Raw genomic sequence first — 19,215 nt, forward strand, 5'->3', positions numbered from 1 at the left:
CTAGCATATACTATTAAATCCCCTTTATACGTGAAATTCAAGGAATACAAAAATTTAGATTACGCGCAAGTTGCCGATGAGATTTTAAATTTCTGGAATCAAGAACAGATTTTTGAGAAATCAATTTCCACACGTGCAGGTCACCCAAGCTTTACTTTTTACGAAGGCCCCCCTTCCGCTAATGGTACTCCGGGTATCCACCATGTGATGGCGCGTGCTATCAAAGATATTTTTTGTCGCTATCAAACACTTAAAGGAAAGCAAGTAAAGCGTAAGGGCGGTTGGGATACCCATGGTTTACCAGTGGAGTTGCAAGTAGAGAAAGAATTGGGTATTACCAAAGAAGATATTGGTAAGAAAATAAGCGTAGAAGAGTATAACCAAAAGTGCCGTGAAACTGTCATGAAATTCACGGGACAATGGAATGATTTAACTCAAAAAATGGGCTACTGGGTAGATTTGGAAAACCCTTATGTTACCTATCAAACGCCCTACATAGAAAGTGTTTGGAATTTATTGAAACGGCTTTACGACAAAGGCCTGCTGTATAAAGGTTATACCATTCAGCCTTATTCTCCTGCTGCTGGTACGGGATTATCTTCACATGAATTGAACCAGCCTGGCTGCTATCGAGATGTTAAAGACACTTCTTTAACGGCTCAGTTCAAAGCGATTCAGAATGCGAAATCTCAGTTTTTATTTGAATGGAGTCAAGCTAATCCTGTATATCTTTTGGCATGGACTACAACTCCATGGACCTTGCCATCCAACTCTGCCTTAACCGCAGGGAAAGGGATTACCTATGTGCTGGTAAAGACTTTTAATCCCTATACCTTTCTTCCTGTACACGTAGTACTTGCTAAGGATTTACTTAAAAACTATTTTACCGCTTCGGCTGAAAATGGGGATTTTGATGCCTTTTTAGCTGCAGAGAAAAAACCTCAAGCCATTCCTTATCAGGTAGTAGGGGAATGTAAAGGCTCTGATTTAGAAGGAATTGAATACGAACAATTAATGCCCTATGTGCAACCTGCTACACCGGCATTCCGTGTGATTTTAGGTGATTTCGTGACGACTGAAGATGGAACGGGAATGGTTCATACAGCTCCAACTTTTGGGGCAGATGACTTCCGAGTTGCACAACAAAACGGTATTCCTGCTATCATGGTATTGGATTCCAATGGCAAAGAAGTGCCTTTGGTGAATCGCCAAGGTCAATTTGTTCAAGAAGTAAGTGATTATGCTTTAGAGCCAGTTAAAGAAGCTTACCTTTCGGAAGAAGAAAAAGAGCAGGCCAGAATTAAACAAGGCCGTGATAAGTATTTGTCAGTGGACGAGCGAATAGCCATTCAATTGAAAACGGAAAACAAGGCATTCAACGTACAGAAATTTGATCACCCGTATCCACATTGTTGGAGAACAGATAAACCTGTTTTATACTATCCATTAGATTCTTGGTTTATTAAAACCACAGCAGTAAAAGATAAATTGATTGCTTTGAATCAAACCATCCAGTGGAAACCTGAATCTACTGGTACGGGTCGTTTTGGAAACTGGTTGGAGAATTTAGTGGATTGGAATCTTTCGCGTTCGAGGTATTGGGGAACTCCTTTGCCCATTTGGAGAACGGAAGATGGTGCTGAGGAGATTTGTATTGGGTCCTTGGAGCAGTTGACTTTTGAATTGGAGAAGGCTTTAGCTTCAGGTAAATTAAATGCAGAGCAAGCCCAAGGGAATCAAGATTTTTTAGCCGCCATACAAGCTGGTACGGCTGACCTTCATCGTCCTTTTGTTGATCAGGTTTATTTGATTAGTGCTCAAGGAGCAATATTATCTAGGGAATTAGATCTGATTGACGTTTGGTTTGATTCTGGTGCTATGCCTTTTGCTCAATGGCATTACCCATTTGAAAATCAAGACATATTTAAAGAATCATATCCAGCCGATTTTATTTCAGAAGGTGTGGATCAAACTCGGGGATGGTTCTTTACCTTACATGCGATCTTTAGCATGGTAGAAGATTCTGTTGCATTTAAAAATGTCGTTTCTACTGGCTTAGTATTAGATAAAAATGGCAATAAAATGTCCAAACGTTTGGGTAATGCCATTGACCCTTTTGATACCTTGAAAAAGTATGGGGCTGATCCTACGCGCTGGTATATGATTACCAATGCACAGCCTTGGGATAACTTAAAATTTGATTTAGCGGGTATCACCGAGGTGAGAAATAAGTTTTTTGGCACCTTAACCAATACGTATAATTTCTTTGCTTTATATGCTAATTTAGACGGATTCGACCCGAAGCCCAATCCATTAGTAGAAGCTAATTTAACCGAATTAGATCGTTGGGTTTTATCTAAATTAATGCAATTAATTCAAGAGGTAGATGAGTCTTATGCTACCTATGAGCCAACCAAAGCGGGTCGAGCAATTCAAGATTTTGTATGTGATCATTTATCAAACTGGTATGTACGATTATCTCGAAGAAGATTCTGGAATCCAGAGTCTACGGAAAAAGGAATCAATCCGGATAAACAAGCGGCTTACCAAACTTTATATACTTGTTTGGAGACAGTTGCTCAATTGATGTCGCCCATAGCGCCTTTTTATGGAGATTGGTTATACAAGAATCTAAGCCAAAAGGAATCTGTTCATTTAACGGATTTTGTTCAAGTTAATCCGTCTTGGGTCAATCCAGATTTAGAAGCTTCCATGGACCTAGCCCAACGAATTTGTTCTTTGGTGCATTCTATTCGTAAAGTACATAAATTGAAAGTACGTCAGCCATTGGCACAGGTTTTAGTGCCAGTTTTACAAGAACAAGTTCGGGATCAAATTCGTCGAGTAGAAGATTTGATTAAATCGGAGGTTAATGTAAAGCAAGTCAATTATTTAGACGATGCAGCGGGAGTATTGAGCAAAAAAGTGAAACCTAATTTCAAGGCCCTAGGTCCTAAATTTGGTAAAGATATGAAGGCTGTTGCGGAAGCAATTAGCTCAATGAGTTCAGATGATTTACAATCATTGGAAGCACATGGGACCATTTCAAAGGCTGGTTTTTCTATTGAATTAGCGGATGTGGAGATTTTGACTGAGGATATGCCAGGTTATTTAACGGCCAGTGAATCGGGTTTAACCATTGCGCTAGATAATCAATTGAGCCCATCATTGGTTCGAGAAGGTAGAGCACGTGAATTCGTAAACCGCATACAAAACCTAAGAAAAGATTCGGGATTTGATGTGGTGGATAAGATAAACATCGAGGTGCTCCAGGGTGATGAGGCATGGGAAGAAAGTATCCGTGAATTTGAGTCATATATTTGTCAAGAAGTGCAGGCTTTGCGTATTGATTGGAAGGAGTCGCTAGACCAAGCGTCTGAAATTTCCATCGATGACACCATTTTATCGGTCAAGGTGACGGTTCATAAATAAGAAGCTATGGTATTCAATTCCTTGCAGTTTTTAGTCTTCTTTGGAATTATTACCAGTGCCTATTTTTTATTACATCCCAAATTTCGTTGGCTCTTACTTTTAGTGGCCTCATGCTACTTTTATATGGCTTTTGTGCCCATGTATTTGGGTATTTTAGGCTTCACCATTGTCATCGATTATTTTGCTGGCATTTACCTAGAACGTTTTGAAGGCCTTCAAAAAAAGTTATTTTTATCGGCAAGTTTGTTAGCCAATATTGGTGTTTTGGCCATATTTAAGTACTATCATTTCATTGATCAAAACATCGAATGGTTATCCGAAAGTTTGGGGACACATGTTCAGCTTCCGGTTTTGGAAATGATTTTGCCCATTGGATTGTCCTTCCATACGTTTCAAGCCATGAGTTATACCATAGAAGTATATCGTGGCCATCAAAAAGCTGAGAGGAATTTTGGGATTTATAGTCTTTATGTCATGTTTTACCCTCAGCTGGTAGCAGGCCCCATTGAAAGACCTCAAAATTTGTTGCACCAATTTTACGAAGTGCATGCTTGGGATTGGAATCGAGTCAAATCAGGCCTTTTACAAATGGCGGCCGGTATTTTCAAAAAGGTAGTCATAGCGGATCGATTGGCTTTATTAGTTGATCCAACTTATGAACATATTCAGGATCAATCTAGTGGAGCTTTAGTTTTAGCCGCGTTTTTTTATTCCTTTCAGATTTATTGTGATTTTTCAGGTTATTCGGATGTGGCCATTGGCGCTGCCAGGGTTATGGGTTTTAAATTAATGGATAATTTTAACGCTCCTTATTTTGCTAAATCCTTGCCTGAATTTTGGCGTCGTTGGCATATATCCTTATCTACTTGGTTCAAAGATTACGTTTATTTCTCTTTAGGGGGGAACCGAGTGGCTGTTCCCAAATGGTATTTTAATATCATGGTCGTGTTTATTTTATCGGGAATTTGGCATGGCGCAAGTTGGAATTTTGTGATTTGGGGGGCTTTGCATGGTATTTTTCAGGTGATAGGTTTAAGTATCAACCGAGTGTTCCCTAGTTTGGCTGCGGAGGCACAAAAGCAGATTTGGGTACAATGGCTGTATCGCATCTTGACTTTCACCTTGGTGACATTTGCTTGGGTCTTTTTTAGGTTAAAACACTTTACGGAAGTAAAACAGTTTTTTTCAACTATAGTTAATGGAACAGAAAAAGGCTTGGTTTTGGCCATGAGCCTACAGGAAATCATCTTGTCTTTATGCTTAATAATTTCTTTGTGCTGGTGGGAATACAGACAAAACATATTGCATAAGGCTAACCAAGGCTCATTTGCCTGGCAGTTTAGTTTTTTAGTACTTGCCATTTATTTTTTAGGAGTATTTAGTTTGAAACAATTTATCTACTTCCAATTTTAAGATGCGTCGGATAATAGCCCTTTTTGTATTTCTTCTCTCTTCGGCCATACTGATTATCAGTAGTTCGGAAAAGGGAATGCATTGGATTACCCAAGGGCGATATGCCAGAAACGATGTTTGGGGTGCAGATAAATATCGTTTTGGGGATTTATATGGGATTTCATATTTATCTGATTTTCGGATTGAAAAGGATACGCAATTGTTGCCCTTGCCTGAAAAAATTGATTCAGCCCTAAAGGATTATGACCTAACCATCTTAGGGGATAGTTATTTGTACAGTTCATTTCAAGTTAATCCTGCCTATTTTAATCGGGTCAAATCCCTTCAATTTTATCGCTGGTCAGATACTCAAACACATCTAATTCCTGCTAAAAAGGGAAATAAGCAGGTGTTGTTGATTGAATGCGTTGAAAGAAATATGTGGGATCGAATGAATTTGGCAGACACTAGGTTACGTTTGGACCATCCAATGCCAGAGAAATTAGTCCAAGATCGATCAGTCAAAGAATCCATTTTCTATCAATTAGATCGATTTGATGCAGGGGTTAAAAAAGCCATTTACCACCCTACCTTAGAGTCTAATTTGGATTTTATTTTATTTAACCTTGGGATATTAGGCTGGATAAAAGAGCTAAAAGCGGATTTTACTTGGAGGATTTTAGGACGAACAAATCCTGACGTCAGCGTAGCTCAGGATGGAAAATTTCTATATTTGGAAGAGACAGTCAATCCTGAAAAAAAGACTTCTTCCTTTAGACCCTTGGAGTCAAATCAGGTAGATTTGATGGTAAAAAACCTTCAAGAAATAGAATCTTATTATTTATCAAATGGCTATGATGAGGTTATCTTTTCTTTGATTCCTAATCCCGTGGCTGTATTAGGAACGGAACTGAATGCACCTAATTTGGCATTGGAAAAGATTAAACTACATCCCAAACTCGGCGTCAAATTATTAGACCCTAGTAAAGCTTTGAAGCAAAACGCTCGCATGAATTTTTATCAGTCGGACTCTCATTGGACCCTCAGAGGGGCACAAATATGGCTGAAGGAATTCAATCAAGTGCTCGATAAATTACCCTAATTATTTGGGAAACCAGCTTTTATCTAATTTAGGTAGTAAACTCAGAGCATTCTTATAATAGACCTTTTTCAATACTTCATCTGGTAAACCTAGTCCATAAATTCGCCAAAAAGCGTGTCTTTTTCGGTAATATGGAAAGTATTCATCATCTGTTTCTAACAACCTAAAATACGTGTAATACTCGGATGTAGCCCAAATATCTTTACCGAATAGAACTCTATCTTGGTATTGAATCATGAATTTGCGGGCATTTTTGGGTTGTCTTCCTAGTTCGTGAATTACGGCCCCTATTTCTGTGTACATATTAGGATACGTATCCAATAGACGGCCTAATTCAGCTAAATCATTACCTCTCCAAGCCAAATGTGCGGCTATAAATTTTGTTTTCGGATGCTTGCGAATGATGTCAGTAAGTTCATCCATCACCACCTGCCAGGAAGGATATTTAGAGGCAGGACGGGCTCTACCTGGGAATTGTTTTAATTCCAGCCAGCGCTCATTGGTTTTATCGTGCACATCGAAGAAGGAGATTGGTTCTCCCGTGTGGATTAACACAGGTATATTCAATTCCCCACATTTTGCCCATACTGGATCTAATCTAGGGTCATTGGTACGTAGTCTGTTTCCTTTGGAGTCTTTTACTTCCAAGCCTAGGTCTTTATAAATCTTTAATCCCATAGCCCCAGCTTTTACTTCGGCCTCAAGGGCTGCAACTGTTTTGGCCGTCCAATCGGGACTATCAATATTGGCAAAACTCAAATTGGTAAATACCACCACGCGATTATTGGTTTTTTCACGGCCAGCGCGCGCCGATTGTGTCAAATATTCGGTTCCCGCAGCGATATCGGCTCCTCGTTGTGAGCCCTTTCCACTTAGGTTGACCATGACCTTCATGTTGAGGCTATCCATCTGTTTTAATAGGTAGGCCAAATCTTGATTAGGCATATTAAATTGATGATTATGAATATCAATGAAGGGGTATTTGGCTTGTTTTATTTGATGCTCTGGAACTTTCAAGGTTGAAATTGGATCATATTCCTCGAAACTCATGGTTTTTTCTTGAGCGAAAATAGAGCTACTTATTAGTAATGTGCAGAACAATAGGTATTTCATCTTTTTAATAATTTTAACGAATCTATTCAATTCTGTTCAAATACAGCGCATTTCATAGAGAATTTTGAAAAGGATTCAGGGTATTTCGGTATATTCGAACTTTTATGAAATACCTCAATCTAATACTTTATATTTTGTTGCTTTCCAGTCCACTCTTGGCACAGGATACTGGTAAAAAAGCTAAGAAAGAAAGCACCGCTTTTTCTCCTGCACGAGCAGAGGAATGGATGGCTGAGGGCATGCGTCATTATTTAAAAGAGGATTATGATGAAGCCATTTTAGTTTGGGAGCAGCTATTGCCAGAAATGCCTCAGGAAGCCTCTATTTCTTTTTATTTGGCTAAGTCGTATTTGGCTCAAGGGAAGTCTGTTAATGCCCTTAAATATGCTCAGAAGGCCAATGAACTTTCACCTTATTCTTTAGATTACGGTTTGTTATACGGAGACTTGCTTTTACAGGAGCGCAAGTCGAAGGAGGCCATTGCCTGTTTTTTGAAATTGATTCAATATGATTCCATGCAGCCTGATGTAAATCTTCGATTGGCACAAGCTTATCTTTGGAATAATCAAGGTGACGAGGCTTTGAAAGCATTAAAATCTGCGGAGCCATGGGTTGGTGATTTTCCGGAAATCATTCGGACTAAGCAATACATTTATTTAAAAAATGAACAATGGGAGGAGGCTATTAAAGAAGGAGTAGCTTTTGTCGCCAATAATCCTGAACAGCCTTTGTTTGCTTGGGAACAAATGGAATATTGGTGGCATTTAAGTACTTGGAAAGGAGCAAAATCAGCCTTGGAGCAATTGTCAATAGATTTCCCAAATGATGGTCAGGTTGCCTTATTGAATGCCAATGTTCGCGTTCATGAGAAGAATTTTGCTGGTTCACTCGACTTTTTGGAGCGTTGTTTGGCAGATGCTGATATGCACATCGAGTTATTCAGTCAAGTAACATTACAAACTTTTGAATTGATGTCTGGGAAAACGGATTGGGATAAAGCCTATGCCTTTCTTCAAAAAGCGGTTGCGGCTTTCCCTAAAGAACCTCGTTTTGTGGCGATGCAAGGTGATTTGTGGATGAGTATTTCCAAATTTCAAGAAGGTCAAAAATCCTATTTAAAGGCAGCCAGAAATGGAGGGGGTAAGTTTGAGGTTTGGACTAGAATCATCCAATTAGATTTTGAAATGAATACGCTGGATAGTGTCATTGTGCATGCTCAAGAAGCATTGGAGGCTTATCCGAATCAAGGGTTTTTATGGTTTCAAATGGGTTTTGCTCAATACATGCAAGGAAAAAGTAAAGAGGCATTAGCCTCATTTGAGTCAGCAAATCCTTATGTGCAAGAAAAAGATTCATGGTACGTTCAATTATTTGCCTTGATGGGGGATGCCTATCATGCTGTGGGTAATTACCGTGATTCCGATATGAGTTTTGAAAAGGTATTAGCGAAAAGTCCCGATGAAGAACATGTATTAAATAACTATAGTTACTATTTGTCGCTCCGTAAGGATAAGCTTGACAAAGCCGCCAAAATGGCCAAAATGTTAACGGATAAATTCCCTAAAAATGGTACTTATTTAGATACCTATGCTTGGGTTTTATATCAGCAAAAAGACTACAGCAAAGCTTTACAGTACTTGGAACTCGCATTGAAAGATGAGAAGCAAAACAGTTCAACAGTCTGGGAACATTATGGTGATATCCTTTTTCGATTGGGTAAGACTGATGAGGCCATGAATGCCTGGCAAAAGGCCAAAACCTTGGAAGGTGCCAGTCCTAATTTATTTAAAAAGATAGAGAAGAGGCAAATTATCGAAAATTGAGATAATTTTGTGCTGTAAAAATAATCGCATGCCGAATATAAGCCACAGGAATACTATTTTACTAGTTGTTATGTTTATACTTTTCCAATCCTGTGGAAAAAAGGTAGCTGCCCCTCTGGTAGAAAATGTGGCTGTTTTGGATAGCTTAATTCCTAAAGACACGCTGGTACAGGCAGAAATAAAACCCGTGCCAGTGGAAGTTCAGCCGCCCGTAGAAGAGCCTAAAGAGGACAATAAAGTAGTTTCAGAAGATTTGAATTTCAATTATTTAAAAGCTAAGTCAAAGGTGCTTTGGAAAACAAATTCAAATGCTGATACCTACACGGTAGATATTCGAATGAAAAAGGATAGTTTAATCTGGATGAACATTTCGGTTTCAATGATTACAGGAGCCACTGGTTTATTTTCAAAAGACCGCGTTCAGTTTTTTCATAAGATCAATAATGAATATTTTAATTTGACCTATGATAGTTTAAGTACCAAAATGGGTTTTAAAATTAATTACGAAATACTTCAATCACTCATTGTGGGAAATCAGCCATTCAAAAAGAAGAATTCCAGGGTGATTCGCGAGAATGAAAATTACATTTTGAAGCAAGATGAAGGTCGAATTCAAATTGATAATTATGTGGGCCCCAATCGAAAACTAAAAAAATTATTAGTGAATGATGGACCAACCGAAAATAAATTGACTTTGGATTACGAAGATTTTGCTACGATAAATCAATTTTTATTTCCTTTTTCGAGCCAAATTACCTTAGATGTGAAGGACAAGGACAATAAATTGGTTAAAACACTCATTAGTATAAAATATTCCAAAGTAGAATTATTGGATACCCCTTTAGAATTCCCTTTTAAAGTGCCAGCAAAATACCTCAACAAATAAATCTTGCAACCTTGAAATACATTGTTTTTTTAATCTGTTTTCTATTCGTTTTTTCCCTGGATGCCCAAGTGGATAAAAGAGAGCAATTGGAGCGTCAAAAGAAGGAGAATTTAGCTAAGATTAAAGAATTAAACAGCATCATATCTCGTACTTCCAAAAAGAAAAAAGCCTCATTGGGAAAACTGAATGTGCTAAAAGAGCAGATTGGAGTACAGAAAAAGCAGATTGGTATTTTAAGTGAAAATCAAAAATTATTAGCACAAGAAGCCAATAAATTGCGGCAAGAAAGTGACATATTAGCCGCTAAATTGAAAAAATTAAAGCGTATGTATGCGCAAATGTTATTTGAAGCTCAGAAAACTTCTACCGTATACAATAAGCTCAGTTTCTTACTTCTTTCCTCTAATCTGGGTGAATTTACTCGACGTTTTGATTATTTACGTCAATTTACTAGCAACCGTAAGGCACAAGCCCACAAAATTTTTCAGACTCGTCAAGACTTAATGTCTAAAGAACAGCAGGTTATTTTCAAGAAGACAGAGGAGAAGAAAGTGTTGGTTGAAAAAGAGAAAGAAAAGAAGAACTTGGAAGTGCTTAAAACCAAAGAAGACAAAGTCGTAACGGTACTAACCCAGCAGGAGAAGAAATTACGGATCGAACTAGAACGCAAAAAACTTGCTATTCGAAAATTGGACAATTTAATTGCAGGTATCGTTGCGCGTGAAATTCAGAAAAGTCAGGAAAGAGAGCGCCGTTTGCGTTTAGCCCAGCAAGCTCGAAAATTGGAGGTTAATAAACCCGCTTTACCTACTTTGAAAGGTGATGGCACTTTACCGAAATTGAGTGATAGGTCTACCAAAGATGATGATACTAAATCTGAAACTAGGGTGGAAGCTGCTGAAGATAAAAAAGAGGTAGCCAGAGCAAAAGCAGCAGAAAAGGCTGAGGAAGCCAAAACTGCTCCACTAGAGAAGAATATATATTATATGAATGCGGAAGAAGCTAAATTGGCTAATTCCTTTGGAGCCTTACGTGGGAAAATGCCATTTCCAGTACCTTCCGGTTTTATTTCAGATCACTTTGGGGTACATAAGCATCCCATACTAAAAGGGGTAATGATCAATAACAATGGTATTGATATTCAAACAGCTCCAGGTTCTCCAGTTCATTCTGTATATGAAGGTATAGTACAATCCGTGGTGAATATTCCAGGTATTAACATGGTGGTGGCTATCCAACATGGAGATTATTTTACCGTATATAGTAAATTGGATAATGTGTCTGTTTCCACAGGTCAACGAGTTAGAACAGGTCAGCGCATAGGAAGTGTAGCCTCAGATGATGATGGTACTGCTGAAATAAATTTTCAGGTTTGGAAAAATACCATTCGACAGAATCCTGAACAATGGTTAAGACGCTAATCAGCTAAATTTGTAGGCTACCCTGAACTGGATATTTCTCCCTTGGTCATCCGTGTAATATCTAAATCTATTTAAATAATCTCGATAAGATTCATTCAAGGCATTGGTGACTCTGATTCCCACATCTACACTTTTGAATTGATAGCCCCAATTAACTTGCACCAATTGGTAGCCGGCAGGTGGGTCTGTATAATCTGAGCCGGGTTCCACCCGACTTTGCCGAGAAACCTGGGTAACACCAGCACTGAGGTACTGTTTGTTGCTATTGAATTGATAACGGATTAAATATTCAAAACGGTCAGCTGGAATGTTGACCATATACTCCCTGTTTTTGGTATTGTAAGCCCTGACCAAACTTGTTTTATGTTGGAACGAAATTTTAGGATTAACATGGTAGGTAATTTGACCATCTAATCCATTGAATCTGGCATTGATTTGTTCATAGGTAAATCCAGGAAAAATGCCTCGCAGGGTCACGACATAGAAAGCTTGACCATCGTTTACCATGGGACGTAAATAAATGAAGTCACGAATCTGATTACTATATAAGCCTAATTCAATATCCCACTTATCTAAATTGTATTGAGTATTGAGGCTTAGATTGGTAGCTGTCTCACCTTTTAAGTTTATTTGTCCAATTTCATAGGCAGCAGTACCATGGTGAACGCCATTGGAGAAAAGCTCATTGGCTCCTGGTGCACGGAATGCCCGGGCTAAAATCAAGTGGCTTTCTAGCTGATCTGTCCAGTGGTATTTAATTCCTACGCTACCTGATAGGCCTGTAAATCGCTTTTCATCTCGGTCCACGATGAAAGAATAATTTTTGATAGGACGGTGGGTGATAATTTGCTTTTGGTCTAAGCGAAGGCCTAATTCCAATTCCCATTTTTCTTTAACCATTCTTTCTATGGCAAATAAGCCCAAATTATTTTGTTCATAATTGGGTAAAAGGCTTGTAACGAGCGTAGGTGAGTTAACTCGGTTTCCAGACGTGATATTATCCTGTAAGGAAAAAGTTAGGCCAAATTGGCCTTTCCATAATTGGCTAGCGTTAGACCCATCTAATATTAACTCACCATTCCAGGTACTTAACTGAAAACTTAAGGTATTAATGTTTTTTCCTGCACGGAGCACATCCAATTCCAAGCGTTGATCGGTTTGATGGGCTAAGGTTAAGCGCAAGTTATATTGGCTAGAAACTTGGTAAAAGCTTTTAAACTTTAATAAATCGTGAATGACATCTTGATTTGGGCGGTCAATTTTGCGGATAAAATCCTTTGGAGTGAATTGTGCTAAAGGTCTAGCCAATGCAATAGATCGTTCTAAATCATTGACATTACCAATATGAGAACCCAGAAAGATACCTAATACAGTATGAAAACGACTGTAAAATAAATCCGCCCCGAATTGGCGAGATTTGTAGCCTAACTGGGTAGAAAAATTTTGCTCTTGCACTCCAGTATTCGCTAAATAATAATCAGCCGCCTGAATATTTCCTCCGTTTTTGATGGTTCCTTGAACACGCCAGCCCCAGCCTTTGGCTCCTGTGAAACCACCTTCTAGACTACCTGAACCAACCCATTGTCGACCATTGGTAAAATAGATACTTTGCAATTCACCTTTGATGCCGCTTGTATCTGGAAGGGCATTAGGTTCTAACATCACAATTCCTCCAATGGCGTCCCCGCCATAGCGTAAGCCAGCAGGTCCTTTGATGACTTGGATATTCTTACTCACAAATGGATCTACCTCAGGAGCGTGTTCACTGCCCCAGTTTTGCCCTTCTTGTCTTATACCTTGGTTTAATATGATGACCCTGCTGGAGTGCATGCCATGAATCACGGGCTTAGAAATAGTACTACCTGTTTGTAAGCTTTGTACCCCCGAGATGCCCTTCAACATTTCACCTAAATTGAGACCATCCCTTTCTTTTCTTTCCTCCGCACTTAGCGTACCACGCATTTGCGCACTGGTTTCATTCCTTTTGCCGCTTACAATTACTTCTTGTAGGTGCTCATCATGCACTTGCAAGGCAATATTTTCTTCATGCTCGTTGCTAAGATTAACCTTAATTTCCACCGGGTCATAGCTACTCATTTCACAAACTAAGGTATATGAACCAGGACAGATTTTTTTGAGGGAGAAAAATCCAAGAGAATCGGTTTGGACAGCAATATTTGTCCCCTTTAAATAAACATAGGCCCCTTTGATTTTTTCCTTGTTTTCTTTGGAAGATACATTCCCTTGTAAAGTACAAAAGCAATTTTTCTGCGAATAGCTATCGTGTAATGGAAGTATAAACAAAAAAAATATGACCAGGGATTTTAATTTCATGGGTAGGCCATCTATATAAGATGAGACTTTAAATATACACTCATTTTCGTTTTTAGCCCAATTTTGATAGGATATAACCGATGATCAAGCCATATGGGGCGACCAGTCTTTAAAATAAAACGATAAATTTTTTTTCATAATAATTTGTTTTGTTTAATCTTTTTATAAATTTGTTAAACAAAACAAACACTTCAGATATGACAGCTCTTGAATTTACATACCAGGTTGGAAGCTTTTCTAAGTTTTTGAAACCCTTTGCTTTACGTTTAACAAAAGATATGGATGATGCCAATGACTTGGTTCAAGATACTTTGGTCAAGGCATATTCCAACAGAGACAAGTATGCAGAAGGGACCAATTTAAAAGCTTGGTTGTTTACCATCATGAAAAACACGTTCATCACGCAATACCAGCGGATGGTTCGTAGAAATACTTTTATAGATACTACAGAAAATTTACATTTCATCAACTCACAAGAATCTTTACAGTATAATGGGGCATTAAGCGATTTTGTTCGCGAAGATTTAGAAAAAGCCTTGCAACAAACAGACGAGATGTACCGATTGCCTTTTTTGATGTATTTCCGAGGATTTAAATACCACGAGATTTCAGAAGAATTGGATTTACCTATCGGTACAGTTAAGAATCGTATCCACATTGCTCGTAAAGAATTAAAGAAAAAATTGTACATGTACGCATAGATTTTTCACAATTGATTAGTTTTTTGGTTAACAGAAGAAACAAGCAAAAAGTCAGATTTTATCTGACTTTTTCTTTTAGTCTGTTTAGCTCTTTCAAAAGATGGTTATATTTGTTTAGGTTCGACTAAATGGAAAGAATGAAAAAGAAAAAGGTAATTGTCATTGGTGCAGGTTTTTCAGGAATTTCGGCAGCTACGGCTTTGGCTGACAAGGGATATGAGGTTCAGGTTTTAGAAAAAAATGCTGAGCCAGGGGGTAGAGCTCGCGTTTTTCGAGAGCAAGGATTTGTATTTGATATGGGGCCAAGCTGGTATTGGATGCCGGATATATTTGAGACTTATTTTGGGAAATTTGGTAAAAAGCCTTCGGATTATTACCATTTAAAACGATTGGATCCTTCTTATTCCGTAATATTATCTGACTCAGAAGTTATTGATATACCTGCGGATTTAGCAGGCATTAAGTCCATGTTTGAATCCTATGAAGAGGGGGCTTCGGCTCAATTGGATAAATTTTTGCATCAAGCAGCGTATAAATACCGCGTAGGTATTCAAGATTTCGTGTGGCGTCCTTCCCTAAAGATTTCCGAATTTTTGAGCATCAAAATACTTATTGATGCCATTCGAATGGATGTGTTTTCTTCTTTTTACAAGCATATTCGTAAATTTTTTAAGTCGAGTACCCTCTTAAAATTGATGGAATTCCCCATTTTATTTTTAGGAGCAATTTCACAAAATACCCCTGCTATGTATAGTTTGATGAATTATGCAGAAATAACCATGGGAACCTGGTACCCCATGGGTGGTATGCATCAAATTGTCAAAGGAATGGTAGCTTTAGCTGAGGAAAAGCAGGTAAAATTCACCTATAATGCTGAAGTGACAGGTTTTGAAATTGTCAATAATCATGTTCGAGGTGTAAAGACAGCCAATGGCTTAATGGAGGCAGACATGGTGGTAGCAAGTGCTGATTACCATTGGGTGGAACAGTTATTAGGTGATGATTTTAGGAATTATAACGAAGAGTATTGGGATAAACGCGTAATGGCTCCTTCGTCTTTGTTGTTTTATTTAGGTATTTCTAAACGTTTACCGAAGTTGAAACATCATAACTTATTTTTTGACCGTGATTTTTCAGTGCATTCCCACGAGATTTATACTGAACCTTCTTGGCCTTCGGATCCATTATTTTATGCCAGTGCTCCTTCGGTAACTGACCCAAGTGTAGCCCCTGAGGGATGCGAGAATCTGTTTTTGTTGATTCCTGTAGCTCCTAATTTAGAAGATACAGAGGCGCATCGTGAAAAATATTTTCACCAGTTAATGGATCGTTTAGAAGCATATTGTGGAGAAAATATTCGGGATTTTATAGTCTACAAGCGTTCCTATGCGCATCAGGATTTTATGTCGGACTACCATGCATTCAAGGGCAATGCTTATGGTTTAGCGAATACTTTATTACAAACAGCTATTCTAAAACCTAGTCTGAAAAATAAAAAACTGGACAATTTATATTACACTGGTCAGCTCACAGTGCCTGGCCCTGGCGTTCCTCCTTCATTGATTTCAGGTTTGGTGGTAGCTAATGAGGTAGATAAATCCCTAAAAAAATAGCATGACCCAGATAGATTTATATCAACGTGTTTCTTTGGCATGTTCTAAATTATTGACGAATGCCTATTCAACTTCTTTTTCATCCGGCATTAAGACTCTGTCTAGTCGATTTCACGATCCCGTATATGCGATTTATGGATTCGTACGCTTGGCGGATGAAATTGTAGATACCTTTCATGAGCACGATAAAAAAGTGCTTTTTGAACGTTTTAAGAAGGATACCTATTGGGCACTTGAGGAAAAAATCAGTTTGAATCCGATTCTAGAATCTTTTCAAAGTGTGTATCATGAGTTTGGCATGGAGCAAGAATTAGTGGATGCTTTTTTATATTCCATGGAGTTGGATTTATTTGAGACTAACTACGATGAAGCTGGGTATAAAAGATATATTTATGGCTCAGCAGAGGTAGTTGGCTTGATGTGTTTACATGTTTTTTGTCAAGGGGATAAAGTACAATATCACTCATTAAGGGACGATGCTTGTGCCTTGGGTTCAGCATTTCAAAAAATCAATTTTTTACGTGATATCAAATCAGATTTTGATGAACGAGGTCGGGTTTATTTCCCAGGAGTCGATTATTTGACCATGACGGAGAACGATAAAAAAGCCATTGAGGCTGATATTCAACTGGACTTTGTCGCTGGATTGCGTGGTATCAATCGACTTCCTCAAGAGGCCAAAAATGGAGTTTTGTTGGCCTATTTATACTACACCCGTTTATTTGAGCATATAAAACAGGCACCACTTCAATTAATCAAAGAAGAACGTGTTCGAGTTCCAGACCTAGAGAAGTTATGGATTTTTGTTAAACTAAAATGTGGTTTAGCCTAATTCCATTTTGTAAGATTAGCATAAAAAAAATGTCAACCACTAGGGTTGACATTTTTCATTTTAACCAAATCAGTCAATTAATTTTTTGAACCTGTCACTGCTCCTGCCGCTTTTTTAGCATTTTGAGCTTCTTGCATAGGGTTAGCCTGACCTGCTCCGTAGCTTCTTGGTTGAGCCTTAAACAATTGAACTCGAGTAGGTTGTACAGGCTCCCTTGGGAATGCGTTATCATCCGTATCGATATCCGCAATTTCATAGTAAGGGTCTAAAGTCCACTTAGCTACTTTCTTGCTAGTTGGAATGATTTTCTTCGCTTGAACATCATTTAATCTCCAAATTTCTGCAGGAAAACGAAGTACTTCTTCTGTTCCATCCTCAAAAGTCAATTTAACAATGACCGGCATAGGTAAACCTCCCTTATTTTTAAAATTGACTACATAGAAGTTTTTACCCTCTGCTACTAATTTTCTTTCATCATCTGATAAGGAAGCCAGGTAATCTTGGTATTTCTTTTTTTCCGCATCTGAAGTTGCAAAGCGGTCATAGCTATTGTAAAAGTCCTTCATATCAGGTTCTTTTTCCACCACCGTTTCTTTGATATCTGTTTTGTTTCGGATATTAGAAATGGTCTCTCTTTTAGCTGTAAAATCAGCTTTATCCTTGGCCTTTTTGGCAATAGGATCTTGGTTGTCAATTCCATACCATTCTACGGTTTCAATCGATTGGTTAACAGGCTCTGTTCCATAGAACCAACCTCTCCAGAACCAATCTAAATCAACTCCAGAGGCATCTTCCAAAGTACGGAAAAAATCAGCTGGATAGGGTTGTTTGAATGCCCATCTACGAGCGTATTCTTTGAAGGCATAATCAAATAATTCTCGACCCATAACTGTCTCACGCAAAATGTTCAAAGCCGCGGCAGGTTTGGCATAGGCATTGTTTCCAAAATCCATGATGTTTTCTGAGTTCGCCATGATCGGAACTTGATTTTTAGAATCTAAACGCATGTAAGGAACAATGCTTTGAGCTTCTCCTCTTCTAGCTGGGAAATTTCTATCCCACTCTTGCTCTGCTAAATATTGGCAGAAAGTATTTAATCCTTCATCCATCCAAGACCATTGTCTTTCATCTGAATTGATGATCATTGGGAAGAAATTATGGCCAACTTCGTGGATAATAACCCCAATCATACCATTCTTCACATTTTCTGAATAGGTACCATCTGCTTCAGGACGACCGCCATTAAATGAAATCATAGGGTATTCCATTCCGCCTCCCAAGGTAGCATGACAAGAAATGGCTACAGGATAAGGATAGGCTACGGTTCTTTTGGAATAAGAACGCAGGGTGTGGGCTACGACCATGGTGGAGTATTTCCCCCAAAGTGGATTTCCTTCTTTGGAATAGTAGGACATGGCCCAAACTTTTTTACCTTCTACATCCACTTGCATGGCATCCCAAATGAATTTACGGGAAGCTGTAAAGGCAAAATCACGCACATTGTCTGCCTTATAAATCCAAGTTTTTTTACCTGTCGGTTTACCTTTTTCCGCTAACTCTGCTTCTTCCTGATTCACGATTTCTACTGGACGAGTAGCTGTTTTGGCCTTTTCCCAACGTTTTAATTGGGTAGCGCTCATCACTTGATTTGGATTCAATAATTCTCCTCCAGCACCTACTACCATGTCATTAGGCGCAGTGATGGCTACTTTATAGTTTCCGAAGTTCAGGGTGAATTCTCCCTGACCTAAAAACTGTTTGTGTTGCCATCCGTAGACATCATTGTAAACGGCCATTCTTGGGAACCAGTGAGCAATGAAATAATTGGCGTTACCATCTTTGGCAAAAAATTCATAGCCAGAACGGCCATAATATTCAGTGATTAAATAATTCCAATCAATTGCAAAACTCACGCTAGCCCCAGATTTAACCGGTGTAGGTAAGTCGATCCGCATCATTGTCTGATTGATGGTATAGCGCAAAGCATTTCCTTTGATGTCTTTTACAGCAGTGATTTTATAGCCGTAACTTTTAGGATCTGTTAATTCTTTAAACGCCGCTGCTGAAATACCATTTTTAATGTCGCCAGTTTTAGTGGTATTACCTGCTGCCCCTTTTTCAAATAAGTTTTGGTCTAATTGTAACCACAAATAGGGCAATTCATCTGGTGAATTATTGAAATAGGTGATTGTTTCAGAACCGGTGATTTTTCTATTGATATCATCTAGTTCAACTTTAATATCATAATCTGCACGCTGCTGCCAATAATCTTTACCGGGTGAGCCACTGGCTGTACGGTAGGAATTGGGTGTGGGCAAAATTGATTCTAATTGTTCGAATCGACCGTTTGCATTATAAGTACCTGTGGAAGATTGACCCAAAACAGAATGGGAAAAAAGTCCTAAAAGGAGGAAGAAAAATAGTTTTTTTGTCATTGATGAGCTCTTTTTTTTCAAAAATAGAAAAAAGATTTTACTCTTTGTTCATCTATTTTTAAGCCTTCGTTGATTATCAGGCAGGACAGACTAAAAAAAAAGGATAGATTGCTATTTTAGTCTTAGGTAGA

Annotated in this window: 12 protein-coding genes; 9 read left to right on the top strand and 3 right to left on the bottom strand. The window is 38.5% G+C overall.

Translation table 11 applies throughout. From position 1 onward, the window contains the following. Positions 1–30: 30 nt before the first annotated feature. Genes ileS through ACST15_RS03825 form a run of 3 tightly spaced genes read left to right on the top strand, consistent with a single transcriptional unit; the run spans position 31 to position 5,926 of the window. On the top strand, positions 31–3,432 hold the full coding sequence (gene ileS / locus ACST15_RS03815; protein WP_459453320.1) for an isoleucine--tRNA ligase: 3,402 nt from the start codon (positions 31–33) through the stop codon (positions 3,430–3,432). Positions 3,433–3,438: 6 nt separating this feature from the next. Further along, complete coding sequence (locus ACST15_RS03820; RefSeq protein WP_459453321.1) at positions 3,439–4,845, top strand: MBOAT family O-acyltransferase; 1,407 nt, start codon at positions 3,439–3,441, stop codon at positions 4,843–4,845. Between the two features lies 1 nt (position 4,846). Beyond that, on the top strand, positions 4,847–5,926 hold the full coding sequence (locus ACST15_RS03825) for a hypothetical protein (protein ID WP_459453322.1): 1,080 nt from the start codon (positions 4,847–4,849) through the stop codon (positions 5,924–5,926). On the opposite strand, the gene ACST15_RS03830 is transcribed toward ACST15_RS03825, so the two are convergent. Further along, positions 5,927–7,039 (bottom strand): amidohydrolase family protein, encoded by a 1,113-nt coding sequence (locus tag ACST15_RS03830; RefSeq protein ID WP_459453323.1) that lies wholly within the window; start codon positions 7,037–7,039, stop codon positions 5,927–5,929. Positions 7,040–7,143: 104 nt separating this feature from the next. Here ACST15_RS03830 and ACST15_RS03835 point away from each other — a divergent pair, with 104 nt between their 5' ends. From ACST15_RS03835 to ACST15_RS03845, 3 genes are all read left to right on the top strand, one after another. Next, entirely contained in the window at positions 7,144–8,862 is a 1,719-nt protein-coding gene (locus ACST15_RS03835; RefSeq protein ID WP_459453324.1) for a tetratricopeptide repeat protein, read from the top strand. A gap of 70 nt (positions 8,863–8,932) precedes the next feature. Further along, positions 8,933–9,748, top strand: a complete 816-nt coding sequence (locus ACST15_RS03840; protein WP_459453325.1) for a DUF4292 domain-containing protein — start codon at positions 8,933–8,935, stop codon at positions 9,746–9,748. Positions 9,749–9,759: 11 nt separating this feature from the next. Next, entirely contained in the window at positions 9,760–11,169 is a 1,410-nt protein-coding gene (locus ACST15_RS03845) for a murein hydrolase activator EnvC family protein (protein WP_459453326.1), read from the top strand. Here ACST15_RS03845 and ACST15_RS03850 read toward each other — a convergent pair whose 3' ends face one another. Continuing rightward, positions 11,170–13,503: a TonB-dependent receptor gene (locus ACST15_RS03850; RefSeq protein ID WP_459453327.1), complete on the bottom strand. Its 2,334-nt coding sequence runs from the start codon at positions 13,501–13,503 to the stop codon at positions 11,170–11,172. 197 nt (positions 13,504–13,700) lie between these two features. Here ACST15_RS03850 and ACST15_RS03855 point away from each other — a divergent pair, with 197 nt between their 5' ends. From ACST15_RS03855 to ACST15_RS03865, 3 genes are all read left to right on the top strand, one after another. Then, entirely contained in the window at positions 13,701–14,204 is a 504-nt protein-coding gene (locus tag ACST15_RS03855) for an RNA polymerase sigma factor (protein ID WP_459453328.1), read from the top strand. A gap of 137 nt (positions 14,205–14,341) precedes the next feature. Next, the gene (locus tag ACST15_RS03860) at positions 14,342–15,817 is read left to right on the top strand and encodes a phytoene desaturase family protein (protein WP_459453329.1); all 1,476 of its coding nucleotides are present in this window, start codon (positions 14,342–14,344) and stop codon (positions 15,815–15,817) included. Position 15,818: 1 nt separating this feature from the next. After that, positions 15,819–16,649 (top strand): phytoene/squalene synthase family protein, encoded by an 831-nt coding sequence (locus ACST15_RS03865; RefSeq protein WP_459453330.1) that lies wholly within the window; start codon positions 15,819–15,821, stop codon positions 16,647–16,649. 77 nt (positions 16,650–16,726) lie between these two features. Here ACST15_RS03865 and ACST15_RS03870 read toward each other — a convergent pair whose 3' ends face one another. Continuing rightward, positions 16,727–19,084 (bottom strand): M1 family metallopeptidase, encoded by a 2,358-nt coding sequence (locus tag ACST15_RS03870; protein WP_459453331.1) that lies wholly within the window; start codon positions 19,082–19,084, stop codon positions 16,727–16,729. Positions 19,085–19,215: the final 131 nt, after the last annotated feature.

The organism is Aquirufa sp. Wall-65K1 (assembly GCF_054558475.1).

What these genes read in the sequence shown, in the direction of transcription:
- ACST15_RS03855 (WP_459453328.1), top strand. Translation starts at nt 13,701, where the DNA reads ATGACAGCTCTTGAATTTACATACCAGGTTGGAAGCTTTTCTAAGTTT.
- ACST15_RS03860 (WP_459453329.1), top strand. Translation starts at nt 14,342, where the DNA reads ATGAAAAAGAAAAAGGTAATTGTCATTGGTGCAGGTTTTTCAGGAATT.
- ACST15_RS03835 (WP_459453324.1), top strand. Translation starts at nt 7,144, where the DNA reads ATGAAATACCTCAATCTAATACTTTATATTTTGTTGCTTTCCAGTCCA.
- ACST15_RS03825 (WP_459453322.1), top strand. Translation starts at nt 4,847, where the DNA reads ATGCGTCGGATAATAGCCCTTTTTGTATTTCTTCTCTCTTCGGCCATA.
- ACST15_RS03830 (WP_459453323.1), bottom strand. Translation starts at nt 7,039, where the DNA reads ATGAAATACCTATTGTTCTGCACATTACTAATAAGTAGCTCTATTTTC.
- ACST15_RS03840 (WP_459453325.1), top strand. Translation starts at nt 8,933, where the DNA reads ATGTTTATACTTTTCCAATCCTGTGGAAAAAAGGTAGCTGCCCCTCTG.
- ACST15_RS03865 (WP_459453330.1), top strand. Translation starts at nt 15,819, where the DNA reads ATGACCCAGATAGATTTATATCAACGTGTTTCTTTGGCATGTTCTAAA.
- ACST15_RS03870 (WP_459453331.1), bottom strand. Translation starts at nt 19,084, where the DNA reads ATGACAAAAAAACTATTTTTCTTCCTCCTTTTAGGACTTTTTTCCCAT.
- ACST15_RS03850 (WP_459453327.1), bottom strand. Translation starts at nt 13,503, where the DNA reads ATGAAATTAAAATCCCTGGTCATATTTTTTTTGTTTATACTTCCATTA.
- ACST15_RS03820 (WP_459453321.1), top strand. Translation starts at nt 3,439, where the DNA reads ATGGTATTCAATTCCTTGCAGTTTTTAGTCTTCTTTGGAATTATTACC.